Source organism: Flavobacterium macrobrachii (assembly GCF_014486675.1).
In the GTDB taxonomy this organism is placed as follows: domain Bacteria; phylum Bacteroidota; class Bacteroidia; order Flavobacteriales; family Flavobacteriaceae; genus Flavobacterium; species Flavobacterium macrobrachii.
Genome location: NZ_JACTAC010000003.1, coordinates 51,772 through 75,908 on the forward strand (window position 1 = coordinate 51,772; position 24,137 = coordinate 75,908).

Genomic DNA, 24,137 nt, shown 5'->3' on the forward strand with positions numbered 1-24,137 from the left:
AAAAATAATTGTTATGCATGCATAGTATTTTTATATTTTACAATTGCAATAATCGTTCGACAGCCGTTTGTAATGTGTTTTCATCTTTTGCAAAACAAAATCGAATGCAGTTAGTTTGTTTTCCATCGGCATAAAAAGGTGAAAGTGGAATAGTAGCCACGCCAAATTCTTGTACCAATCGTTTTGTAAAATCTAAATCATTTTCTGATGAAATAGAAGCATACGATGCTATTTGAAAATAGGAACCTTCGCAAGGCAATAGTTCAAATTTTGTTTGTTGAAGTAAGTTGCGAAAAAAGTCTCTTTTTTGTTGGTAAAATTGCCCCAATTCTTTAACCTGAACAACATCCATATAATCATTGATTGCATATTGAGCTATACTGTTGACGCTAAACACTAAAAATTGATGTACTTTTTTAATTTCTTTCATCAAATGTTCGGGTCCAATCAAGTAGCCAATTTTCCAGCCAGTAATGTGAAATGATTTTCCAAAGGACGACACAATCACACTTTTATCTCTTAATTTTATTCGTTGATTTATCGAAAGATGTTTGTTTTCGAATGTAATGTATTCATAAACTTCGTCGGAAAGAATAAGTAAATCGGGATGTAAATCTGCTATTTTTTCCAGCTGAATAAAATCATTTTCTGTCCAAGTTTTTCCAGTAGGATTGTTTGGGTTATTGATGATTATCATTCGAGTATTTGAATTGATAGCACGTTCTATAACTTCCCAATTTGGTGTGAAATCATCATTTAAATTAATTCGAATTGGTTTTGCGTTGCATAACAAAACTGGAGTTTCATAACAATCATAACTTGGGTCTAAAATTAGAACTTCTTCACCTTTATTTACTAATGCTTGAATGGTTGCAAAAATACCTTCTGTGGCACCAGCTGTTACTAAAATATCAGTTGAAGCAGTAACTTTTCGGTTATAGGATTTTTGTGTAAGTAAAGCAATTTTATCTAACAAAGGTGGAAAACCAGCCATGGGCAAGTATTGATGTACTTCTTCTTTTGCCCATTTTGCAACAAAATTTTTAAGTCGTTCATCAACCGGGAAATTTGGAAATCCTTTTGATAAATTAATCGCTTTGTACTCATTTGCCATTTGCGACATTACTGTAAAAATGCTAGTTGTGATGTGTGGTAGTTTTGACATTTTTTAACTTTTTTTCTGAGCGATAATAACCAAATGAACATCGCTAGTGCTATTTGGTTTTGGATAGTCAATATGAAAAACAGAAACAATATTGAATTGATTTTTTTCCAAAATTTGCATCAGCAAACTTCTGTCGTGGTAATTCACTTCCATTGTAATTTTCCCATCACTACTGGTTTGACTTTCAGAATACGATGTGTCTTTTTCAATACAACTGAAATACAAAATTCCATCGTCATTAAGCAATTGAATGCTATCGAAAATGAAATTTTTAACTTCTTCAGTATTCAAATAAGGGACAACAAATCCGCCTATAATTGCATCAAAAGTTCGATGTAAGTTCTTCATATCACGAACATCCAGTAATTGAAATTGGGCGTTGGGCACGTTTATTTTTCCTAAAACAATCATGCTCGGTGCGGTATCTGTCGCTAAAATAGAGTAGTTGGGTTTTTTATCTAAAATATATTTTGTGATATTCCCTGGACCGCAACCCAATTCCAAAACACTCGCATTGTCTTTTTTAATCGCATCACAAAATTGGTCATAACTATCGTTGTACAAATCTATTTCCATAAATTTATTTTGGTAGGCTTGTGCGAGTTTATTCCAGTTTTCGAGTGTGATTTCGTTACGATTCATACGGTAAATATAAAAAGAACCATCAAATAGTTCTTCAATCATTAACTTTTTACTTTCTTACAATAAAATAGTTCATCTGTAAATAATTTAAATACAGATAGTTAATTTTAGTTTTATGTTTTTTTTAACAAAAAATTAGGAAATTCAAAAAATAAAATTAAATATTTGCACTCGAAAAAATTAATAACCTTTTAAACGAAGAAAAATGTTTGTATTCAAATCATTCTCACAAAGCTTCACACCGGTAGGAACTGGTGCAGCACTTCTTCGTGGCTTATTTCAATCATAGAAATTTACTTTTATTACAATATGAAAAAGCCCGAAGATATTTAGTTTCGGGTTTTTTTGTATTTATTCTAGACACTTCACAAAATTTTCCCGAACAAAGTTCATTTACTCTTTCCTTAATCGGAACGAGATGCCTTGCCGTTATTTTTTGCTTTCGCTGAAATAACAGCACTCACAAATAACAATGTTAAAAATTTATGGGAAATAAATTAACCGGAAGAGACCTAATCAAATTAGGCTTTCCAAAGAACAATAGTATCAATATTGCTTTAGGACAAATAAGCAGATACCGAAAAAGAGAAAAAAAAGACAGTATTATCAACGAAGCCAAAGATGTGCTTTTACATCCCGAGAACTATAAAAACAACGGAACTTGGGGCAAAGTAGCCGAAGGATTGGTTAACCCAGTTCAAGTGCGAATGCATCAATTGCAAACGACTCGTGCACCATTTTCAATATTTGGTGAAAACGAAATCGACGAACAAGCCAAGTTTCAATTGTATGATGCTTTAAAGTTACCGATTTCAGTTGCTGGAGCGTTGATGCCCGATGCACATTCAGGTTACGGATTACCAATTGGCGGAGTTTTAGCCACTGAAAATGCGGTCATTCCGTATGGTGTTGGTGTCGATATTGGTTGCCGAATGAGTTTATCGATTTTCGATTTGCCTGCCTCTTTCATCAAAGGGAAAGACCATCAGTTGCAGGCCATTTTGAAAGAGCACACCAAATTCGGAATGAACGAAACACACGCCATTAAAGCAGATCACGAGATTTTCTCAAGGTCAGAATTTCAGGATATTCCGTTGCTAAAAAGTTTGCAAACTAAAGCCTACAAGCAACTTGGAACATCTGGTGGCGGAAACCATTTTGTTGAATTCGGAATAGTTCAATTGGACGCACCATTACCCGAGTGGAAGTTAGAAGCAGGAAGTTATTTCTGCGTTTTATCACACAGTGGTTCACGCGGAATGGGCGCCAATGTTGCAAAACATTACACGTACCTGGCAACAAAACAATGTCCGTTGCCTAAAAATGTACAGCATTTGGCGTGGCTCGATTTGAACACGCACGACGGTCAGGAATATTGGTTGGCAATGAATTTAGCTGGCGATTATGCCAAAGCGTGTCACGATAACATTCACAAACGCATCGCCAAAGCCATCGGAAAACGCATTGTGGTAACCATAGAAAACCACCACAATTTTGCGTGGAAAGAAATGGTAAACGGCAAAGAATGCATCGTTCACAGAAAAGGCGCAACACCAGCGCACGAAGGAACACTTGGAATCATTCCAGGTTCCATGACTGCACCAGGTTTCATTGTTATGGGAAAAGGAAATCCTGAATCACTAAATTCAGCATCACACGGCGCAGGAAGGTTGTTTTCGAGAGCGAAATGCAAAGCCAATTTCACGCCAAGTCAGATTAAAAAAGTCTTGGCAGACAACGATGTTCAACTCATCGGAGGCAATGTAGACGAAGCGCCAATGGCTTACAAAGAAATCCATAAAGTCATGGCTTTGCAAACCGAATTGGTTACTGTTTTAGGAACATTTACACCAAAAATCGTGCGTATGGACAAATAAAAGTTAAGTGGTTTTTTCTAGGAGCGAATGGCTCGGGCTTTATCAGCCATCCATTTTCCTGCTTTTCGTTGCAATCTCGCCAAGAAAAATGGCGAGGATTTCCACTACAATCAGGGCTAAAAGAAAAACCATTGTAACTTTTGAAACGTAAAAAAAATGGACAAAATAATTCAAATAACAGCGGGTCGCGGACCAGCAGAATGCACTTGGGTTGCGGCTCAAGTGCTTAAAAAAGTGTTGGAAGAAGCACACGAAAATCAATTGGAAGTCAAAGTGCTGCAAAGAGAATCCGGACAAGAAAACGGAACAGTTGCTTCGGCTTTATTAATGCTAAAAGGAAAATCAGTAGATGAGTTTATTGCATCTTGTACAGGAACCATTCAGTGGATTGGTCAAAGCAGTTTTAGAAAAATGCACAAACGCAAAAACTGGTTTATCGGTGTTTTTGAAATTGAGAGTTTACAAATAAAAACCATCTCCGAAAAAGACATTCAATACCAAGCCATGCGAAGTTCTGGCGCTGGCGGACAACACGTCAACAAAGTGAGTTCGGCAATTAGGCAACGCATCTTCCAACAGGAATAAGTGTAGTTGCAATGGATTCACGTTCGCAGCACCAAAATAAAAAATTGGCAACCGAGCGATTGATTGAAAAATTCAAAATTTCCGAATTGGAACAAATAAAACAGCAAGTCAATAACCAATGGGAAAACCAATTGAATGTACAACGTGGCAATCCAACACGCACCTTTAAAGGTTCTGATTTTAAAAACGAAAAAGTAGTAAGAAACTACAAATCAGAACGACAGAGTGCCAAACAGGAATTAATAAAAAATATCAAACAGATAAGCGACTAATTACTCGTCACTAATCACTAATTATTAATAAAAATGAGAACAATAGACAAATACCTTTTTCAAGCTATGGATAATTATCCGTATTGGCTTGAAGGAACCATTGAATCATTGGATTATGCTTTGTCTTATAACGATAAAAATCCAATGACTTTATGCTTATACGGACGAATTCAAACTGAACAATTGCACGATTACGAAGAAGCTAAACGCTATTTTCAAGAAGCCTTAGCTATCGATATCCAAGCTGTTGCTGTTTATCCATTTTATATTGATACTTTGCTTTTAAACGAAGATTACGAAGAAGCCGATAAGTTGATTGCATTTGCATTGACCATTAAAGGTATCAATAAAGTAGAAATCATGCTTAAAAAAGTTTTGTTGCTGGAAAAACAAGTAGCGTTCAAAAAAGCATTTAAAGATTTAAAAGAGATAAAACTTATCGTAACGAATAATGAGCATAACTATCAAATAGAAGAAATAGAAAAACGATTGAAAGCTAAAAAGGAATTAGTTAATAGTAAAAAAAACAAGAAGACAACAGGTAAAAAGAACAAAGGGAAGGAATAAATAAGCATTCATAGGAAATAATTATTTTCTTTTAAACAGAGTTTGATCAAAAAACCGTCTCAAATCTGTGACGGTTTTTAAATTTATTTTTGTTTTTCAATCCAAAGTCTTGCATTCACAAAAGCTTCAATCCAAGGCGAAACTTCATCTTTCTTATCAGTTGGATAATAAGCCCAATTCCAAGGAAATGTTGAACGCTCAATGTGTGGCATCATTACCAAATGTCTTCCTGTTTTGTCGCACATCATTGCTGTGTTGAAATCAGAACCATTTGGATTGGCAGGATAACCTTCGTAAGCATATTTGGCTACAATGTTGTATTTTTCCTCAGCGTAAGGCAATTTGAATTTTCCTTCACCATGCGAAATCCAAACACCAAGAGTTGTTCCAGCCAAAGTATTCAACATCACCGAATGATTTTCTTGAATCGTTACCGAAGTAAATCCGCTTTCGTGTTTGTGAGAATCGTTATGATGCATTTTTCCATGAACTTCATGCTCAGGATTGATTAATTCTAATTCCATAAACAACTGACAACCATTGCAAATTCCAACAGAAAGTGTGTCTTCACGTTCAAAGAATTTTTTCAGAGCAATGTTTGCTTTTTCGTTGTATTTGAATGCTCCAGCCCAACCTTTTGCCGAACCCAAAACATCGGAATTAGAAAATCCACCAACAGCTCCAATAAACTGAATGTCTTCCAAAGTTTCTCTTCCCGAAATTAAATCGGTCATGTGAACGTCTTTTACATCAAATCCTGCTAAGTACATTGCATTTGCCATTTCACGCTCAGAATTACTTCCTTTTTCACGAATAATAGCTGCTTTCGGACGAGGTTTTGTTGCGTCAATCTGAGGTTTCAATCCTGTAAAATGACTTGGAAATTTATAATGTAAAGGTTGATTTGGGATGTTTTCAAAACGCTCTAACGATTTTCCATTTTTAGTTTGTTTTTGGTCGAGTAGGAAAGAGGTTTCAAACCACATTTCACGGTAAATTCCAATATTGAAATTCCAAATTCCAAAATCTAAAGATGGTGTGTTTTGTACAAAACCAATCTTGAAAATTTCCATTCCTTCAAATGCTTTTTCAAAAACAGCATCATCATTTGCTTGAAGCACAATTCCGATATTTTCTGCAAATAGTATTTTTACTAAATCTTTTTCTGCGAAAGCATCAAAGGATATTTTTGCACCCAAATTCACATCTGCAAAACACATTTCTAACAAAGTTGTGATTAATCCACCACTTCCAATGTCATGTCCTGCAACTATTTGTCTATCTTTAATTAACTCTTGAATAGTATTAAATGCTTTCTTGAAAAACTGAGCATCTTTGATAGTTGGAGTTTCTGAACCAATTTTATTTAAGGTTTGTGCAAACGAACTTCCACCCAATTTAAACTCATCTTGCGATAAATTGATGTAGTAAATAGAACCTTTGTTTCTTTGTAAAACAGGTTCGACCACTTTAGTAATATTTGAACAATTTCCAGCAGCCGAAATAATCACTGTTCCTGGAGCAATCACTTCATCATTCGGATATTTTTGTTTCATAGAAAGCGAATCTTTTCCAGTCGGAATATTGATTCCCAATTCGATTGCAAAATCAGAACAAGCTTCAACAGCTTCGTATAATCGTGCGTCTTCACCTTCATTTTTACAAGCCCACATCCAGTTTGCAGACAGCGAAACTGATTTTAAATTATCTTTCAATGGAGCAAAAACAATATTCGATAACGCTTCTCCAATCGCATTTCTACTTCCTGCTTTTGGGTCAATTAATGCCGAAATAGGAGCGTGCCCAATTGAAGTTGCAATTCCTTCTTTACCATTGTAATCCAAAGCCATTACACCAACGTTATTCAATGGCAATTGCAATGGTCCAGCGCATTGTTGTTTGGCCACTTTTCCACCAACGCAACGGTCGACTTTATTGGTTAACCAATCTTTACATGCAACAGCTTCTAGTTTTAAAACTTCTTCTAAGTACGATGGAATATTTTCTTGTGAATAGTCTAAATTACTATAATTTCTAACAATAGTTTTGTCAGTAATAATCGTTTTTGGCGAACTTCCGAAAAAGTCTTCAAGCGCATAATCCATTGGTTTTGCACCAGTAGTTTTCGACTCAAAAGTAAATCGATGGTCATTAGTAACATCACCAACTTGATACATTGGAGAAAGTTCTCTGTCGGCAATTTTTTGAAGGGTATCGATATCTTTTTTACCAATAACCAATCCCATACGTTCTTGCGACTCGTTACCGATAATTTCTTTAGCAGAAAGCGTTGGATCTCCAACAGGCAATTTATCTAAATCTATTAATCCACCAGTTTCTTCTACTAATTCTGAAAGACAATTCAAATGCCCACCAGCACCATGATCGTGAATAGAAACAATTGGGTTGTTATCGCTTTCTACCAATCCACGAATGGCATTGGCAGCACGTTTTTGCATTTCAGGATTCGAACGTTGGATAGCATTCAATTCAATTCCAGAACCAAAAGCTCCAGTATCTGCAGAGGAAACCGCAGCGCCACCCATTCCGATTCTATAATTTTCACCACCAAGAATTACAATTTTATCGCCTTCTTGTGGTTTCTTTTTGATGGCTTGATCTAATTTTCCGTAACCAATTCCACCAGCTTGCATGATTACTTTGTCGTAACCTAATTTTCTGTTTTCTTCTTCGTGTTCAAATGTTAAAATCGAACCAGTAATTAAAGGTTGTCCAAATTTATTTCCAAAATCGGAAGCTCCATTGGATGCTTTTATCAAAATATCCATTGGAGTTTGATACAACCATTTTCTTTCAGGCATACCATTATTTTCATACGAACGATTGTTGGTCAATCTTGAATACGATGTCATATAAACCGCAGTTCCAGCTAAAGGCAACGAACCTTGTCCGCCAGCTAATCTATCTCTAATTTCTCCACCAGAACCAGTTGCAGCACCATTAAAAGGTTCAACAGTTGTTGGAAAATTATGCGTTTCTGCTTTTAAAGAAAGTACCGAATCAAATTCTTTTTCCTGGTAAAAATCAGGTTTGTCAGCGCTTTTAGGAGCAAACTGAGTCACTTTTGGACCTTTTACAAAAGCCACATTATCTTTATATGCCGAAACAATGTCGTTCGGGTTTTCGGCTGAGGTTTTTTTAATCAGTTTGAATAAAGAAGTTTCTTTTTCTATGCCATCGATAATAAAAGTTCCATTGAAAATTTTATGACGACAATGTTCTGAATTGGCTTGTGAGAAAGCGAAAATTTCTGAATCAGTAAGTTTTCTGTTTAATTTTTTTGATAAATTTTCTAAATAAATTACTTCTTCATCGTTTAGCGCCAAACCTTCTTGCTTGTTATAAGCAGCGATGTCTTCAATTTGTATGATAGCTTCGGGTTGAATGTTTATCGAGAAAATATCTTGATTTAACTCAGTATATTTTTGCGAAAGCATTGGATCAAATCCCGAAGTTTCGGGAGATAAATCAGAAGAAATTTTCTCAAATTCTTCAATTCTGATAATGCCTTCAATTCCCATATTTTGGGTAATTTCAACAGCATTTGTACTCCAAGGTGTAATCATTGTGGCTCGTGGTCCAACAAAAAAATCCGTCAGGACGGATTTTTCTATTTTATCTGCGTTGCCAAATAACCAATTTAATTTTGAGATAGTTTCTGCTGAAAGTTCGTTTTGCGTTTGAACGGCAAAAACGGTAGTACTTTCGTTTCCGAAGAAATGAATCATTGTGTTGTTATTAGTTGTTGTTGTAGTTGCAAATTTAGTTTAAAAATGCGAAACAAAAAAAAGGTTTATTAACAATTAATCTTCAAAAATAACAGAATTGTATGCGCCAGCATCAATGGTTGTTCTTGGATTTCCTAATATATCATTGGTAACTCCAATATTAACTCCAAAACCTTTTGCTGAAGAATCATCACCAATAATCAATTTGTTTTTGGAAACATCAAGAAAATCTGGGTTTTCACTTCTTTTTATATTGTTTTCATCATATATAAAAGAATAAAGTTGGTTTGATGTTGTACCAAATTTGATAACACATTTTGAAAAAGAAGTGTTAAAAGCTGCACCTGAATCTGGATCTAAAAGCAATTCGTTGGTGTTACTTCCATAAATGATGCAATTTTTAAAATCGGCTTGGTCTAAAGCTTCGGTTTGAGTATTTCCATCAATGTCTTTGTAATAATTGTTTAACCAAACGGCAACTTGTCTTGAACTTGCCCAATTGTTATTAAAAGTACAATGTTTGAACTCATAGCTTCCGCCAATTCCGCAGTATAAAGAAGTAATTCCAGCATTGTTTATAACTAGATTTTCTCCTTGAATTTTCGCTGTTTTGGCATATAAACCAATCAGTGATGAGTTGTAGATTTCGGTGTTTTTTATAGGCATAAAATTACCGTCGTTACTATCAATATTCAGTCCGACAACAGCATTTTTAATGATTACGTGTTCAATTTCATTATTGGTACTTCCAGCGGTAAGCCAAATGGTTTCCCATTGACCAGCAACATTTGAAAATCCAGGTTCTAATCGGTCGCCTTCAAAAATAATTTTATCTTCCAAAGTTCCTTTGGCTTTTAAAGTTGCGCCATTACCTATAATCAAACCAGATTCGGCGTGAAAATGTATTCGTGATCCAGGTTCAATTTCGAGAATTTTATTATTGGGAACAGCTGCATATCCATAAATTACATAAGGTTTGTCGTTTTTCCAAAGGTATTCATTACCGTTTACTGGATCATTTTCATCCAAGAAAAATCCATAGATAGGTTCTTCAATTCCTTCTATAGTGAGTGTTTCCGTAGTTCCATCACTAAATCTTTTTGGATATAAAAAGTAAGCATCTTGTATTAAAGTTACCAATTCTACTTTTTGCTGATTAGTTCCTTCGTCAAAAAGAATTTGATCAGTATATAAAAAATCAGTTGGATTACTTGAAGCAACATCGGCAGTTACTTCAATGAAAATATACATACTGTCTTTTGCCAACAATTCTACATCTCTAAAAGTGTGATTATTTTGGTTTTCGCCTGTCATTCCGTCAACCGTAATTCTGTATTTAGAATCAGGTCTTGCTAATCGAATGGTTGGAATTTTGATGTCTTTGTTGCTTCTATTATATACTTTCAACGAATAGGTACTTGAACTAATATTGGTAAAAACCGTATCACAATAAACCGTGTCTTTTGAAAAAGTTAAATCGCCGGTACTTGGTTTAAATTCAAAGTCTTCGCGACATGAACTCATTGAAATGGCAAATCCTATAAAAAGTAAAAAAATAAAAGTACGCATTGGTGTTATGAATTTTGGTAAATGTAAGTATTAATTTCAAAATTGAAAAGCTTAAAAAAGATAACGAAAAAAATAGTTTTTTAGTATTATTTGGTTAAGATTCTGAGATTTTTTAAACACATAGAAACATAGTTTTGTGTGAACTTTGAAAGTCATTTCACTAAATTTTAGAAAAGTATAGTTATTTGAACCGAATAATTAATTTATTTTTTGACTTATAAATAAGTAGTATTTTTACAAAAAAAATAGCCATGTCATTTGATAAAGAAAAAGTATTGAATTTGTGTAAAGAATGGAGTAAAAACACTTTAATGGAAACGCTAGAAATTGAATATATTGATGCTGGCGAAGGATTTTTAACCGCAAAAATGCCAGTAAATAGTCGAGTGCATCAACCGATGGGATTACTTCACGGTGGTGCAACGGTTGCGTTGGCAGAAAGTGTTGGAAGTGCAGCATCGATTATGTTTATTAATCCCGAAAAACAAGAAGTTCGCGGGATTGAAATCTCGGCTAATCATTTGAAAAGTAAACGAGAAGGAACTGTTTTTTGTACCGCAAAAATTATTCATCAAGGTAGAAGTATTCATCTATGGGAAATAAAAATCACGGATGAAAATGATAAATTGATTTCGCTTTGTAAGTTGACTAATATGATTTTACCAAGAAGATAAAATGACTGATTTATTTCTTAAAATTAAAACACAACAAGAGCAAAATCTACCTTACGTAATTTTTTGCAAGCCCAATTCCGATAAAATTGTTGGTTTGTTTCAAAGAAATGACCATTTGTATTTCTTAGAAAATTTTGAAGAAAAAGGATTCGTTTTTGCTCCGTTTGATGCCAATGATTTTCCGTTTATACCTTTGGAATATTCCGATGTTTTTGTGGAAAATGTAAATAGTAAGGATTTTTTTGTTTCCAATGTTACTTCGGTTTCTGAAAATTTGGAAGCAAAAAACGATTTTGAAAACTTGGTAACCAAAGGCATTCATGCGATAAAAAACAATCAGTTTCAAAAAGTAGTTTTGTCTCGAAAAGAAGAAATTTTGGTTACTGATTTTGATGCGGAAATTACATTTAAGCGATTGCTGTCAAATTATCCAACGGCTTTTAAATATTGCTTTTTTCATCCAAAAATTGGAACTTGGCTTGGTGCAACACCTGAACAATTGCTGCAAACTAAGGGAAATGCATTAAAGACAGTTGCTTTGGCTGGAACACAACTTCATAATGAAAACAAGAAAGTTGTTTGGCAAGAAAAAGAAAAGAACGAACAACAATTAGTTACTGATTTTATTGTAAATGGTTTGGAAGATTTGGTCAAAGAAATCATCATTTCAAGCCCATATTCGGTAAAAGCAGGAAATATTTGGCATATAAAAACGGATATTTCAGCAACGGCAAAAAATAAAAATGCTTTTCAAAAAATAATCAAAGCGTTGCATCCAACATCAGCTGTTTGTGGATTACCAAAAGATGTAGCTAAAGCATTTATTTTGGAAAACGAAAACTACGAAAGAGAATATTACGCTGGATTTTTAGGCGAAATGAATATAGATTTGATTACTTTTAAACTGCAAAAAACCGATTTGTTCGTTAATTTGAGGTGTATGAAAATCGAAGAGAAAAAAGCAAATTTGTATATTGGTTGCGGCATTACCGAAGATAGTATTCCTGAAAACGAATACATTGAAACGATAAATAAATCGATGACGATGAAAAAAGTAATTTAATCTGGAAGTTTGGAGTTGGAAGTAGAAAATAAAGTTTAGAAAATATGAAATTAAATATACTTGCCTTTGGCGCACATCCCGATGATGTAGAATTAGGTTGCAGCGGAACGATAGCCAAAGAAGTTTCGTTGGGTAAAAAAGTTGGAATTGTTGATTTAACTCGTGGCGAATTAGGGACTCGTGGTTCGGTTCCTATTCGTGATGCAGAAGCCAAAAAAGCAGCAGAGATTTTAGGAATTTCGGTTCGTGAAAATTTGAGTATGCGTGATGGTTTTTTTGTCAATGACGAACAACATCAGTTGGAAATCATTAAACGAATTCGAAAATATCGTCCAGAAATTGTGATTTGCAATGCTATTGATGATCGACATATTGATCACGGAAAAGGGAGCAAATTGGTTTCGGATGCTTGTTTTTTATCAGGTTTAAGAAAAATTGAAACGGTTCACGATGGTGTTTCTCAAGAAGCATGGCGACCAAAAGTAGTCTATCATTACATTCAATGGAAAAACATCGAACCAGATTTTGTAGTTGACATTTCAGAATTTATCGATAAAAAGACGGCTGCGATTATGGCTTATTCATCACAATTTTATACTGAAAACTCAAACGAACCGATAACGCCAATAGCAACAAAAAACTTTTTAGAAAGCATTCATTATCGTTCTCAAGACTTAGGACGAATAGTTGGAGTAGAATATGCCGAAGGTTTTACAGTAGAAAGATATTTGGCGGTCAACAGCTTAGCAGATTTGAAGTAAAAAAGATAAAATAATTTTTGCAAGAACTAACTTTTACATTATATTTGCACTCGCTTAACAAATGGTGATTGTAGCTCAGTTGGTTAGAGCGTCGGATTGTGGTTCCGAAGGTCGCGGGTTCGAGACCCGTCTTTCACCCAAAAAGCAAAAGTCCTGAGATTTCTCAGGACTTTTTTTGTTTTTATGCTTTTTACGATTATTGTGCGTCTTTTTTATCTACAATCAATCGGTTTTCTCTGTTAGCAATTTCCCAAGCAATGGCAAATGCATATTTTGTTCTTGTAGTTACAGCATCAAATTCAATTTTATCGACATCATCGGTTGGTTGGTGGTAATCTTCGTGAACGCCACTGAATAAAAAGACTGATGGGATTCCGTTTTTAGCAAAGTTATAATGGTCAGAACGATAATAGAAACGGTTTTTATCATTCTTATCGTTGTATTTGTAATCCAAAGTTAATAACCCATGTTTTGTATTAGCATTTTCACAAATATTATACAAATCAGTCGAAAGATAATCGGAACCAATAACATAAACATAATTATTAGAGTCTTTGTGTAACTCATCACGACGACCAATCATATCGATATTTACATCGGCAACTGTATTTGCAAGTGGAAATAATGGGTTTTCAGAATAATATCTCGAACCGTGTAAACCAACCTCTTCGGCAGTTACGTGAAGAATTAAAATAGAACGTCTTGGTCCATTTCCGTCTTCTTTTGCTTTTTGAAAAATACGAGCAATTTCCATTAGAGCAACCGTTCCAGAACCATCATCGTCAGCACCATTGTAGATTTCACCATTCTTCATGCCAACATGATCATAATGAGCCGAAACTACCACGATTTCATCTTTTTTATCAGAACCTTCGATGAAAACCCAAATATTTTCAGAATCAGGTAAATTCAGATTTCGTTTTGCGTTTAAAAATGATGCAGGAACAGCTTGATAATAATCTTTTGCACCTTTAGGAAACGAAACGTTCATCTTCTTGTATTCATCAATCATATATCGTCCGGCTTTTTTTTGACCTTCGCTTCCCGTATTTCTGCCTTCCATTTCGTCAGAAGCAATGATTGTTAGATGTTTTTTTAGATTTTCAGTATTAATTTGATTGACATATTTTGCTTCGATTCTATCATAATCAATAGTCTTTTTAGTTGTAGAACAACTAATGAAAAATGTTAAAGCAAATAAAGGAATGAGTTTTTTTATCATGGTTTTAATGTATGTTAATGAATGAATAAGCAGCAAGTGCAGTAAGTATGAAGCCAAGGATAATCATGTTGATGACAAATATGATTGAACCTTTTATAATTGTTATTAATCTTGATTGACCATAAAAGCGATGATGAGCAGGAAAAAAATAATATAACATGTAAACGATGACAATCAAATCCAATATTCCAACGATTGACTGAAATAATACATTTTCTCCTGCTAATCCAAAGAAATAACTATACAATTCCATAATTAGAGATGCGAGCAAAAGGAACGAAAAGTAGTGTAATGTAAAAATTCCATGATCAAAATAATACCAGCGTTTTTTATCTTGAAAAAGCCATAAAACAAAGGCAAATAAAGGCATGTAGATAAATAATGCTTTTGGAATGTTCTTGAAGAAAGCATCCTGAAACTTTTCTTTAACTTCTTTTTGGGTTTTACCTTTTTGGGCAAGAATGAATTTTTTGTTAAGCCAATAATAAAAATCACCTAGCTTGTCTTCTTCTTTTGCAAATTTTTGGATAGAATCCATTTCTTCAATCGAAGCATATCCAATATTTACAATAAGTTCTTCATTCCATTTCTTCTTTCTAGATATTTCCATTTCTTTTTGAATAGAATCAACTTCTTTTTTGTTAAGGAAACCTTTCTTTTCTAAACTTTTTATGAAATTATCAGCTGCGATACTGTCTTTTTTTATTTCAAGAGAATCGATTTTCTTCGCTTCTTTCATTTTAGCATCGTGATCATAATATTTATTGCCACTAAAATTATTTTTAACATTAACAGTTTCATTATTCTCATTTTCTGGTACAATTGACATGACAAAAAAAGTAACAAAACTGATGAAAATATACAATCGAATTGGAGCCAAATAAGACATTCTTTTTCCTGACAAATATTCTTTTGTAAGCGATGATGGTTTGAAAATTAAGTTTCGTATCGTTTTCCAAAATGAATTTTCATAATGCGTTAAATCTTCAAAGAAATGGACAAATAGTTGAAAAATGTCTTTCGAGTATCGATGTTTTCTTGACCACAATTGGGACAAAATCTTTGTGCCACTACATGATTACAGTTTAAACAGGTTTTGTCTTCTCGAATAGTATTGTGTGACATAATTTGGAAAGTGTTATCAATCGTAAAACTATTAAAATAATTTCTATTTTTGAAGAACAAATTAAACAACTATGCAGTCTACAGCAAAAACACCATCGGAATATGTCGATTCACTTCCAGATGAACGAAAAAATGTAATTGAAAATATCAGAAAAACGATTTTGGACAATTTGCCAAAAGGTTTTGAAGAAACAATAAGTTATGGAATGTTAGGCTATGTTGTGCCACATTCTATTTATCCAAGTGGTTACCATTGTGATCCAAAAACACCTTTACCTTTTATATCAGTTGCTTCGCAGAAAAATTTTATTGCAGTTTATCACATGGGAATTTATGCCGATGAAACGTTGTTAAACTGGTTTGTTGCCGAATATCCAAAGCATTGTAAAACTAAATTAGACATGGGGAAAAGTTGTATTCGATTTAAAAAGGTGAATGATATTCCATTGGATTTATTAGGTCAATTGGTTACTAAAATGACGGTTCAGGATTGGATTTCGTTGTATGAAAAAAAATTAAAACGATAAGATGATTGAAATTATTGAAGCCAATTTGGAACAACTTGATATAGTTCAGGATATTGCTCAAAAAACTTGGCCAATTGCTTATAAAGATGTGATTTCATCGGCTCAAATTGAGTACATGCTGGAAATGATGTACAGCAAATCAGCTTTAAAAGAACAGATGGAAGTTAAAAAGCATCATTTTATTTTGGCAAAAAAAGCAAATGAAGTTTTAGGTTTTGCTTCGTATGAATTTAATTGTAATTCAGTAGGAAAAACAAAATTGCACAAATTATACGTTTTACCCGAAACACAAAGTAGCGGAATAGGAGTGAAGTTGGTTAACTTTTTATCCGAAAAAGCGAAAGAAAACCATCAGTCGATTATTTTTTTGAATGTAAATAAATACAATCCAGCTCAAAATTTTTACAAGAAAATTGGATTTGTTATTGCTTATGAAGAAGTAATCGATATTGGTAATAATTTCATCATGGATGATTTTGTAATGGAAAAAGAGATATAAAAAAAGTCTTCACTGCTAAGTGAAGACTTTTTTTGTTGTGAAATCTTTTTATTTCAATAAAAAATCTAAAATAACATTCACTTTTTTAGAAACCTTTTTACTAACAACACTAGGTATTTCAATATCAAAATCATCTGTATTTACTAAAAAGTTTGAATCAATTTCTAAGCCAGCTTCTGTTTTTTTTAATTTAGCTATAATGGAAATATCTTTAGTTTTTCCATGCATTTCTAATTTCCCTTTTATAGTATATTCTTTAAAAGTTGCTCCTACTTTAGTATAGTCAAAGTTTTCTATCTTTCCTTTGAATGTTGCTTTTGGATATTTATCACTTTCGATATAATTTTCATTAAAATGTTCTTCCATTAAAGCAATCTTAAATCGAAAACCTTTCGTTAAGGCTAAAGCTGCAATCTCACCATTTTCAGTATTTAAGACACAAGTTACACTCTCGTTTTTAGCTTTTACTTCTTCAAATGCAGGAACCGAGGCTTCAAAAGTTACTTTTCCATTTTTGGTTATTAATTTTATTTGAGAATAGCCAATGATACTTGTCAATAAAAGTGTGTAAAGAAATTTTTTTTTCATGATTTATATTTTTTATTCATTAAATCCTTCTGAAGCCCAAGTTGATATTTGATCTATTATAGGTTGAGGTAATCTTGTTCCACCACTTGGCATCATGCTTGGATCGCCTTGATTTCTCGATATTCTATCTAGTAATTCTTGGTTTAAAATTGCATCTTTAACATTTTGATATGTAGTTAAAGGAATTGATGCACCATTAGTAGGTATACTACCGTGACAAGAAATGCAATTGTTATCAATAATTGATTTTACAGTATTTGAATAACTGATTTGATCAATATTCGTATTTATCAAATCTGAAGTACTATCATTAGTACATGAAAAATGCAAAGCAGACAGGAATACTATAATTAATAATGATTTTTTTTTCATAGTTTTTTTATAAATGTATAATTATTTTTCAATTATTCAAAAAAACGTAATATAATTACATAAACTTAGTTACGCTTTCTCATATATTTACGTAAAAATTTATTTTTAAGTTTTTAATCCAAAATATAATTAATATCGTATTTAATAAATATTATGCTAATATAAATTAACCTATGAAAAAGAAAATTTTTATTTTATTATTTTTTGTCCTTTTAGTATTTATTATAATGTATTTATATGTTTATAAACAGCACAGAAACATAACGGATGAAGTGTCTGCATATAATGTAACAGTTGAAATTTTTGAAAAAGATTTTAAAGAGAATGATAGTTTGGCTAATGTTAAATATTTGGACAAAACAATAGAAATTAATGGTAAAATTACTTCTTTGGAAGAAGAAAATAAATCAATTATCATTGATGAAAAAGTTTATGCAACATTTAGTGAAAATTTTCCAAAAGGATTAACAAAAGGAAAAAATATAAATGTTAAAGGAAGATTTGTTGGTTATGATGATTTGTTAGAGCAATTTAAACTAGACCAAATTACTATTGAAAATTAATTTTATAAATATGAAAAAGTACTTATTATTATTCTTGTTTCCGGTTTCTTTATTTGCACAAGATGATTTGTTAAATGAAATTGATGCAGTTTCAACTGAAAAAAGTAAAGTAGAATCTGCATTTAAAGGTTTGAAAATTGTAAATCTAGAGTCTACAAAACTTGCTGCAAAAGGAGATTTATATTTTATTGTTGCTCATAGATTTGGTTCAATAAAAGATGGTTTTGAAGGTTTTTATGGTCTTGACAATGCAAATACACAAATTAAGTTTGTTTATGGTTTAACAAAATGGTTTACTGTTAGTGGTGCAAGAAGTGAATTAGCATATGATTTTTCAGGTAAAGTTTTAATTAAAAGTCAAGAAAGAGATGGTTTCCCGTTGGCTATTGTTGCTTTTGGGAGTTTGGGTTTAAACAATACATTAAAAGAAAGTTTATATCCAAAAATGACTTTCGAAAATCGATTAATTTATGTTTCACAAATTTTAATTTCTAAGAAATTTTCTGATAATTTGTCCTTGGAATTAGCACCAACTTTTTTTCACGAGAATTTTGTTCTAGATGATAATCAAGAAAATAGCCAATTAGCAGTTGGATTAGGTGGAAGATATAAGTTTGCTAAACGATGGTCTTTAAATATTGATTATGCTGCACATTTGAATAGAGCAAATAACTCTCCTTTTAAAAATCCACTCTCAATCGGTGTTGACATTGAAACTGGTGGACATGTTTTTCAGATGCATTTTAGTAGTTCTCAAGGTATTCATGAGGCAGGTTTTTTGGGTAATTCCACAGGTGATTGGACAAAAGGAGATGTTTTCTTTGGATTTAATTTATTGAGAGTTTTTTAAACTCTTTTTTTTACATAAAAAAAGTCCCGAATTTTTCGGGACTTTTTAGCTTTTTATAATTTGTTATTCTTTTATAAACTTTTGAGAATATTCTCTGCTGTATTCATCTTTTAGTTTTAGAATGTAAGTTCCTTTAGCCAAAGTATCAACATTTACGGTTTTGTTTTCAACTTTAGTTTCTTGAACCATTCTGCCATTTAAGTCATAAATTACAGCTGAATTAAATTCAACAGGATTAGTTGTGTTAATATTGATGTTGATGATGTTTTTCACTGGATTTGGATAAACTGTAAATACAAAGCTATCATATGAATTGTTTCCTAAGGTTTGTCCTTCTACAACGTTTAACACTTGGTTTGAATTTAAATTTGTAAATGTATCTACAACTCCAGATGGCCATTTGATTATAACTTGGTCAATTGTTGTTGCTGTACCAAGACCAAAATGAGTGTTTAAAGTACTTCCAAATTCAAATCCTTCACCACTTCTTACTTCTCTAATTTGTTTTCCCCAAGAACCGTGAATTTCTATTCTTGCTCCAATTCCATTTCTATTACTTGAAATTCCTCTTGTAGTAAGTTTTAGCCAATTATTTCCATTTGGAACAGCATATCTAACTGTTCCGCTGTTACTTAAAATATCTAAGAAACCATCGTTATTTAAATCACCAATTGCTCCAACATCAATTCCAGGATAATTAACGGCTTCAAAAGTATTATTACCTTTATTAAACATAATTTTATTTCCTCCACCCATCATATCAATAAGTCCATCGTTATCAAAATCATAAGCAATATAGTCTCTATTATCTGAAGCGTCTAAATCTAATCCTGAACCATTTGTGATATTTACAAAAGGCTCTTCAACTTGATTGGTTTTGTCTAAATCATTTCTAAAGAACATGTGTCCAACACTACCATTTGAACCAATTACAATATCCATATCACCATCATTATCAAAATCTGCAACAGCCGATGACCATGATTGAACAGGTGTTACGTTAATTTGAGCTATCGCCGAGATGTCTGTGAAAACACCATTACCATCATTTCTATGTAATTCACTTGGTGGACCAGAACATTTAGAAATAAACAAATCTACATCTCCATCATTATCATAATCAGTCCATAAAGAAGCATAGTTTCCGCCAGATTGTGTAATACCTAGCATATATGCACCAGGAGTTGTGCCTGATTGGTAATAAGTTAAACCTTCATTACCGTCATTTAAGTAATAAACATTTGGATCAATATCATGACATGAAAATATGTCCAAATTACCGTCATTATTAAGGTCTACAAAATTTGTTCTTTGGCAAAAAATATAATCTTCTGGCGTAACATTAGTATAAGCTGTTCCAGTGTTGTTTGATTTCCATAAAGTTAAACCATTACCAGCACCAAGTATTAAATCATTATAGCCATCTTTATTGAAGTCACCAGCGGTTATACTCCAAGATGGCATTCTACTTGCACCAGTTACAGGAAAATTGTTTACTGAAAAGTTTCCATTTGTTCCTTGTACATGAACTTTTAAATTGTTTGCACTTACGCCAACAATATCATCCAAATTATCACCATTCATGTCGACTACACATGTATTATATGTGCTGTTTACTGTTGAAATAGTTTGTAAGTTGTAGTTTATTGGTCTAAAAATTTCTTGTTCAATTAGTTGAAAATCAAATCCATCTGAACTCCATTGATTATCCCAAACTATATAATAGGTTGTACCTGATTGAACTTCAAAAGTTTTGACAGATAAGAATGAATTAGTATTTCCAACATTACATTGAAGTATTCCTGAATTGTCATCGCTTGTAATACATGTAAATGTTCCAGGACAAGTTCCTGTATAAACACTAAATTTTGTGTTTTTACATATATTTTGTGCTAAATCTGATGTTATAGTAAGATTGTAGTTACTAGTTGGTGTATATGAATACCATTTTGCAGCAGTTGCATTAGAACATGAAGTTACAATATTATTACCATCTATTGCTGCTACTGAGGTAATACCAGCAGTTATTACTGTTGCAGAAATACATGGGTTTTCTACAATTGGTGCTTCAGTAAGTCTAAATGAAAAGCCAGTTGAAGTCCATCTATTATCCCATGCAATATAATATGTATTTCCTTGAGCAACGTCAAATGATGCAGTCGAAGATAAACCAGCACCACTGTCATCATCACCTTCAACACATGTTAAATTTGCACATGTTCCAGTGTAAACGTGAAATCTAGTATCTCTTAATGGGTTGTTAGCTGGTAAATCAGAAGTTACAGTCACTGTAAAATTTCCTGTAGCTGTGTAAGCATACCATTTTCCTGAAGGATTATCCTCAGCAGGTACTTGTCCATATTGAGTTTCACAGAGAGGTTGCGGTACTTCTGTTCCATTTACTGCATCAACAATATGTGTTCCAGCAATAATTGGTAACGCAGTTGTACAAGTTTGTTGAGCTTTTACAGATTGTAAAGTAAAAAGTAAAAATAAGATAAGTAGTTTTTTATTCATAGGTTATATTATTTATTATTGACAAGGTTCTAGGGTTTCTATCCAAGAACGGATTAGATTAACTCCTTCGGTGTGTATTTCAGATCTACCGTGTAATGGCATTCTATATGTTTGGTCATTTGTATTAATTCTGTAAAACAGCATTGATCTATTCGGACTTCCAGGATTAATGATTTTACTTAAGTTTGATGGGAATCCTTGCATATCTTCAGTATTGACACATACGCCGAGATTGGTTAAACCTTGGTCTCCTTCAGTTGCCGAAAATAAAAAATTCATAGGTCTGTAACTACAATGTCCTTCAGGATTATGACAATGAGCACAGTTGATATCTAAATATGACCTAACTCTATCAACCAATGGTTTTGAGCTATCTTTATAATCAACTGCTGACGTAATGTTTGAAGGTAAGTTTGAAGAGTCTAAATAACCAACTTCAATCCATTTAGTCAATTGATTTTTTGTTCCTTCAGCAAAAGTAAAATCATTGTTTAGGTTTTGAGGTTTTATTCCAATTGGTTGAGCCACATTGTTTATTTTATGACAAACAAAACATTCTGTTTCAGATGGAATTCTGTAGTTAGCAACTGTTTTTGGAGTTCCATTTTCTTGAGTCCATGTAATACTTGTAAAGGAACCACTTAAATCATAGAATGCTTCCGTTTGTTCATCATTCCAAACATACTCGGCAAAAATCCAACCGGTAGATTTTCTTATCATTAATCTTGTTTCAATGATTCTTGTAGTATTAGAAGGTAAAACATTTTCATAATAGAAGTTTTTTATTAAGACTGCTCCAACGGGTAACTCTAGGAGTTTTCCATCACCATTATAAGTTGCTTTACTTCCTTCGGGCATCCAAACAAATCTTTTTTTGAGTGCATAATCTGTAAACAAAGTACTTTCAGGTTCTAGTGGTAAAACGTTAAGTGAAGGAATTTGATTTTTTAATAATCCTGCAAAAAACTTATAATCTGAAAGTTTTGGATATGGAACTTGTGTTAAATCTAAAACAACTGATGGTACAAGTACTAAAGATACAGTTGCTTCGTTTGAGATATTTCCTTGTGCATCCTTTGCAGTGTATTTTACCAAAGTTGGTGTTCCTGTGAAATCCATATTTGGTGTGAATGTTATTGAGCCAGTTGTTGTGTCAACAGTCCATGTTCCTTCATTTGAAATCACTAACTTGTCCAGAGTTCCATTTGCATCTGTGTCACTTCCGCCAACCAAACTTACAGTTGTTGGAACAATTGCATCACCAGATGTGTCATTTAGCAAAATATTTACAGTAACAGAAACTAATGTCTCATAATTTGCAACATCATTTGTTGCTACAGGTAGAACATCTTCGTAATCACTATCATCATCTGAACAAGAAATAAAAGTGAGTGAAGTGATAAGTAGTATCAAAAAATAAATTTTCTTCATAGTAATTTTAAAAAATCGAACCAAATATAGTAATTTTTTTAAAATAATAAAATCTTTGAAGATACAATATTAAAATATAGTTAAAATTGATTAAATTGTAGGTTTTTGAATGTATTTTAAGAGAAATCAATAATTTTTATTCCTCTTTTTCGGCTCTGCTAAGTATGTTTTCGGGCAATGCTTTTTTAGCTTTTGCGCCCATTTTTTTGAGTTTTTCAACACTAGTAATTAGGTTTCCTTTACCGTCAATTAATTTATTCATCGCATCAGAATATCCAGCTTTGGCATCATCCATTTTTTTTCCAACTGAAATTAAATCGCTCAAAAGTCCGTGGAATTTATCATACAAAGCTCCAGCTTGTCGCGCAATTTCTACGGCATTTTCCTGTTGCTTTTGGTTTGTCCACATACTGTCGATGGTTCGCAAGGTTGCCAAAAGCGTTGAAGGCGTAACAATCACAATATTTTTCTCAAATGCTTTGTTGTATAAAGTTGTATCTTCGTTTAAAGCTAGAGCAAATGCCGATTCTATTGGAATGAAAAGTAACACAAAATCTGGACTTTCCATTTGATACAAATCGTGATAATTTTTTTCACTCAATTGATCGATATGTCGTTTTAATGAAATTAAATGTTCTTTTAGAAATTGCGATTTTAAGTTGTCATCTTCTTCGTTGATGTATTTTTCATAAGCTGTAAGTGTTACTTTTGAATCTACAATCATTTTCTTTCCGTCAGGAAGATTAATCACAACATCGGGTTGCACACGATTGCCTTCTTCCGTTGTAAAGCTTTGTTGCACTTCATATTCGCGACCTTTTTCCAAGCCTGATTTTTCTAAAACACGTTCCAAAATCAATTCGCCCCAATTTCCTTGCATTTTACTGTCGCCTTTCAACGCTTTGGTCAAATTCAGCGTTTCTTTACTCATTTGCTCGTTCATTTCACGCAAACCTAAAATTTGCTGACGTAAAGCTGCATGATAATCAATACTTTCCTTGTGCGTATCTTCAACTTTCTTTTCAAAAAGCTGAATTTTGTCTTGCAATGGCGAAAGAATATTTTTCAGATTTTCTTTATTTTGTTCTGTGAATTTCGTGGTTTTCTCTTCCAGAATTTTATTTGCCAAATTCTCAAATTCTTTAGTAAATTTCTCCTGTAGCTTTTCTACTTCTTCTTTTTGTTCTTTATTCCGCTCCCAAAGATTTTCAAAATCAGTTTCTTTTTTTGATAATTGTATTGCAAGCGACTCTTTTTCGGTTCGAATAAATTCTCGTTCTTGAACGGTTTGATTTACTTGCAATTTCAATTGTTCAATTTGTTGCAATAAACCATTTATTTTTTCTTCCAAAGAAGCTTTTTCGGTTTTAGAATTGGCAGAAAAAATGATTTTGCCAATAAAAATACCAAATACCAATACTACTAAAATACTAAAAATAAAAATCAATTTATCGTCCATAAAAAAAATAACTATTTAAAGAGTTAAAGATACATAGTTTGAAATAAAAATATTGTTAGT

At 32.7% G+C, this 24,137-nt stretch carries 20 protein-coding genes, 1 tRNA gene and 1 pseudogene; 11 read left to right on the plus strand and 11 right to left on the minus strand.

Going from position 1 to position 24,137, the window contains the following annotated elements; all coding sequences use genetic code 11:
• Positions 1-37: 37 nt before the first annotated feature.
• Both IAI56_RS01580 and IAI56_RS01585 read right to left on the minus strand, forming a co-directional pair.
• Positions 38-1,165: a methionine aminotransferase gene (locus tag IAI56_RS01580; protein WP_187656208.1), complete on the minus strand. Its 1,128-nt coding sequence runs from the start codon at positions 1,163-1,165 to the stop codon at positions 38-40.
• 3 nt (positions 1,166-1,168) lie between these two features.
• On the minus strand, positions 1,169-1,849 hold the full coding sequence (locus IAI56_RS01585; RefSeq protein ID WP_187656209.1) for a class I SAM-dependent methyltransferase: 681 nt from the start codon (positions 1,847-1,849) through the stop codon (positions 1,169-1,171).
• 443 nt (positions 1,850-2,292) lie between these two features.
• Here IAI56_RS01585 and IAI56_RS01590 point away from each other — a divergent pair, with 443 nt between their 5' ends.
• The 3 genes and pseudogenes from IAI56_RS01590 to IAI56_RS01600 all read left to right on the plus strand — a co-directional run bounded on the left by IAI56_RS01590 (position 2,293) and on the right by IAI56_RS01600 (position 5,108).
• Complete coding sequence (locus tag IAI56_RS01590; protein ID WP_187656210.1) at positions 2,293-3,684, plus strand: RtcB family protein; 1,392 nt, start codon at positions 2,293-2,295, stop codon at positions 3,682-3,684.
• A gap of 156 nt (positions 3,685-3,840) precedes the next feature.
• Positions 3,841-4,541, plus strand: a pseudogene (gene prfH, locus IAI56_RS01595) (peptide chain release factor H).
• 33 nt (positions 4,542-4,574) lie between these two features.
• Positions 4,575-5,108: a tetratricopeptide repeat protein gene (locus IAI56_RS01600; protein WP_187656211.1), complete on the plus strand. Its 534-nt coding sequence runs from the start codon at positions 4,575-4,577 to the stop codon at positions 5,106-5,108.
• Between the two features lie 83 nt (positions 5,109-5,191).
• Here IAI56_RS01600 and purL read toward each other — a convergent pair whose 3' ends face one another.
• Positions 5,192-8,857, minus strand: coding sequence for a phosphoribosylformylglycinamidine synthase (gene purL / locus IAI56_RS01605; RefSeq protein WP_187656212.1), 3,666 nt, complete (start codon positions 8,855-8,857; stop codon positions 5,192-5,194).
• Between the two features lie 75 nt (positions 8,858-8,932).
• Complete coding sequence (locus IAI56_RS01610; protein ID WP_187656213.1) at positions 8,933-10,426, minus strand: hypothetical protein; 1,494 nt, start codon at positions 10,424-10,426, stop codon at positions 8,933-8,935.
• 251 nt (positions 10,427-10,677) lie between these two features.
• On the opposite strand from IAI56_RS01610, the gene IAI56_RS01615 reads away from it, so the two are divergent.
• The 4 genes from IAI56_RS01615 to IAI56_RS01630 all read left to right on the plus strand — a co-directional run bounded on the left by IAI56_RS01615 (position 10,678) and on the right by IAI56_RS01630 (position 13,063).
• A complete protein-coding gene (locus IAI56_RS01615) occupies positions 10,678-11,100 on the plus strand; it encodes a PaaI family thioesterase (RefSeq protein ID WP_187656214.1) in 423 nt (140 codons plus the stop codon).
• A 1-nt stretch (position 11,101) separates the two neighbouring features.
• Complete coding sequence (locus tag IAI56_RS01620; protein WP_187656215.1) at positions 11,102-12,163, plus strand: chorismate-binding protein; 1,062 nt, start codon at positions 11,102-11,104, stop codon at positions 12,161-12,163.
• Positions 12,164-12,207: 44 nt separating this feature from the next.
• Positions 12,208-12,924: a bacillithiol biosynthesis deacetylase BshB1 gene (gene bshB1 / locus IAI56_RS01625; RefSeq protein WP_187656216.1), complete on the plus strand. Its 717-nt coding sequence runs from the start codon at positions 12,208-12,210 to the stop codon at positions 12,922-12,924.
• Between the two features lie 63 nt (positions 12,925-12,987).
• Positions 12,988-13,063: transfer RNA gene (locus IAI56_RS01630), tRNA-His, on the plus strand.
• Between the two features lie 57 nt (positions 13,064-13,120).
• Here IAI56_RS01630 and IAI56_RS01635 read toward each other — a convergent pair.
• Positions 13,121-14,143, minus strand: a complete 1,023-nt coding sequence (locus IAI56_RS01635) for a M28 family metallopeptidase (RefSeq protein WP_317192466.1) — start codon at positions 14,141-14,143, stop codon at positions 13,121-13,123.
• Between the two features lie 7 nt (positions 14,144-14,150).
• Positions 14,151-15,194, minus strand: coding sequence for a DUF3667 domain-containing protein (locus tag IAI56_RS01640; protein WP_239107006.1), 1,044 nt, complete (start codon positions 15,192-15,194; stop codon positions 14,151-14,153).
• Between the two features lie 148 nt (positions 15,195-15,342).
• Between IAI56_RS01640 and IAI56_RS01645 the strand changes: the two genes are divergently transcribed.
• Both IAI56_RS01645 and IAI56_RS01650 read left to right on the plus strand, forming a co-directional pair.
• A complete protein-coding gene (locus tag IAI56_RS01645) occupies positions 15,343-15,798 on the plus strand; it encodes a DUF1801 domain-containing protein (protein ID WP_187656218.1) in 456 nt (151 codons plus the stop codon).
• 1 nt (position 15,799) lies between these two features.
• The gene (locus tag IAI56_RS01650) at positions 15,800-16,297 is read left to right on the plus strand and encodes a GNAT family N-acetyltransferase (protein WP_187656219.1); all 498 of its coding nucleotides are present in this window, start codon (positions 15,800-15,802) and stop codon (positions 16,295-16,297) included.
• Between the two features lie 48 nt (positions 16,298-16,345).
• Here IAI56_RS01650 and IAI56_RS01655 read toward each other — a convergent pair whose 3' ends face one another.
• On the minus strand, positions 16,346-16,885 hold the full coding sequence (locus tag IAI56_RS01655) for a YceI family protein (RefSeq protein ID WP_187656220.1): 540 nt from the start codon (positions 16,883-16,885) through the stop codon (positions 16,346-16,348).
• A gap of 12 nt (positions 16,886-16,897) precedes the next feature.
• Positions 16,898-17,257, minus strand: coding sequence for a hypothetical protein (locus IAI56_RS01660; RefSeq protein ID WP_187656221.1), 360 nt, complete (start codon positions 17,255-17,257; stop codon positions 16,898-16,900).
• A 173-nt stretch (positions 17,258-17,430) separates the two neighbouring features.
• Here IAI56_RS01660 and IAI56_RS01665 point away from each other — a divergent pair, with 173 nt between their 5' ends.
• Positions 17,431-17,820 (plus strand): OB-fold protein, encoded by a 390-nt coding sequence (locus tag IAI56_RS01665; protein WP_187656222.1) that lies wholly within the window; start codon positions 17,431-17,433, stop codon positions 17,818-17,820.
• Between the two features lie 10 nt (positions 17,821-17,830).
• The gene (locus tag IAI56_RS01670) at positions 17,831-18,670 is read left to right on the plus strand and encodes a DUF5777 family beta-barrel protein (RefSeq protein WP_187656223.1); all 840 of its coding nucleotides are present in this window, start codon (positions 17,831-17,833) and stop codon (positions 18,668-18,670) included.
• A gap of 63 nt (positions 18,671-18,733) precedes the next feature.
• On the opposite strand, the gene IAI56_RS01675 is transcribed toward IAI56_RS01670, so the two are convergent.
• The 3 genes from IAI56_RS01675 to IAI56_RS01685 all read right to left on the minus strand — a co-directional run bounded on the left by IAI56_RS01675 (position 18,734) and on the right by IAI56_RS01685 (position 24,077).
• Positions 18,734-21,187 carry an FG-GAP-like repeat-containing protein gene (locus IAI56_RS01675; protein ID WP_187656224.1) on the minus strand — a complete coding sequence of 818 codons (2,454 nt, stop codon included), beginning with the start codon at positions 21,185-21,187 and terminating at the stop codon, positions 18,734-18,736.
• 15 nt (positions 21,188-21,202) lie between these two features.
• Positions 21,203-22,618, minus strand: coding sequence for an Ig-like domain-containing protein (locus IAI56_RS01680; protein WP_187656225.1), 1,416 nt, complete (start codon positions 22,616-22,618; stop codon positions 21,203-21,205).
• A gap of 136 nt (positions 22,619-22,754) precedes the next feature.
• Positions 22,755-24,077, minus strand: a complete 1,323-nt coding sequence (locus tag IAI56_RS01685) for a DNA recombination protein RmuC (RefSeq protein WP_187656226.1) — start codon at positions 24,075-24,077, stop codon at positions 22,755-22,757.
• Between the last annotated feature and the right edge of the window lie 60 nt (positions 24,078-24,137).

Bases quoted from the DNA above. Each gene is read 5' to 3' on its own strand.
- IAI56_RS01610 (WP_187656213.1), bottom strand. From the start codon at position 10,426: ATGCGTACTTTTATTTTTTTACTTTTTATAGGATTTGCCATTTCAATG.
- IAI56_RS01665 (WP_187656222.1), top strand. From the start codon at position 17,431: ATGAAAAAGAAAATTTTTATTTTATTATTTTTTGTCCTTTTAGTATTT.
- IAI56_RS01650 (WP_187656219.1), top strand. From the start codon at position 15,800: ATGATTGAAATTATTGAAGCCAATTTGGAACAACTTGATATAGTTCAG.
- IAI56_RS01655 (WP_187656220.1), bottom strand. From the start codon at position 16,885: ATGAAAAAAAAATTTCTTTACACACTTTTATTGACAAGTATCATTGGC.
- IAI56_RS01660 (WP_187656221.1), bottom strand. From the start codon at position 17,257: ATGAAAAAAAAATCATTATTAATTATAGTATTCCTGTCTGCTTTGCAT.
- bshB1 (WP_187656216.1), top strand. From the start codon at position 12,208: ATGAAATTAAATATACTTGCCTTTGGCGCACATCCCGATGATGTAGAA.
- IAI56_RS01580 (WP_187656208.1), bottom strand. From the start codon at position 1,165: ATGTCAAAACTACCACACATCACAACTAGCATTTTTACAGTAATGTCG.
- IAI56_RS01675 (WP_187656224.1), bottom strand. From the start codon at position 21,187: ATGAATAAAAAACTACTTATCTTATTTTTACTTTTTACTTTACAATCT.
- IAI56_RS01685 (WP_187656226.1), bottom strand. From the start codon at position 24,077: ATGGACGATAAATTGATTTTTATTTTTAGTATTTTAGTAGTATTGGTA.
- IAI56_RS01600 (WP_187656211.1), top strand. From the start codon at position 4,575: ATGAGAACAATAGACAAATACCTTTTTCAAGCTATGGATAATTATCCG.
- IAI56_RS01585 (WP_187656209.1), bottom strand. From the start codon at position 1,849: ATGATTGAAGAACTATTTGATGGTTCTTTTTATATTTACCGTATGAAT.
- IAI56_RS01620 (WP_187656215.1), top strand. From the start codon at position 11,102: ATGACTGATTTATTTCTTAAAATTAAAACACAACAAGAGCAAAATCTA.
- IAI56_RS01645 (WP_187656218.1), top strand. From the start codon at position 15,343: ATGCAGTCTACAGCAAAAACACCATCGGAATATGTCGATTCACTTCCA.
- IAI56_RS01615 (WP_187656214.1), top strand. From the start codon at position 10,678: ATGTCATTTGATAAAGAAAAAGTATTGAATTTGTGTAAAGAATGGAGT.
- IAI56_RS01590 (WP_187656210.1), top strand. From the start codon at position 2,293: ATGGGAAATAAATTAACCGGAAGAGACCTAATCAAATTAGGCTTTCCA.
- purL (WP_187656212.1), bottom strand. From the start codon at position 8,857: ATGATTCATTTCTTCGGAAACGAAAGTACTACCGTTTTTGCCGTTCAA.
- IAI56_RS01670 (WP_187656223.1), top strand. From the start codon at position 17,831: ATGAAAAAGTACTTATTATTATTCTTGTTTCCGGTTTCTTTATTTGCA.
- IAI56_RS01680 (WP_187656225.1), bottom strand. From the start codon at position 22,618: ATGAAGAAAATTTATTTTTTGATACTACTTATCACTTCACTCACTTTT.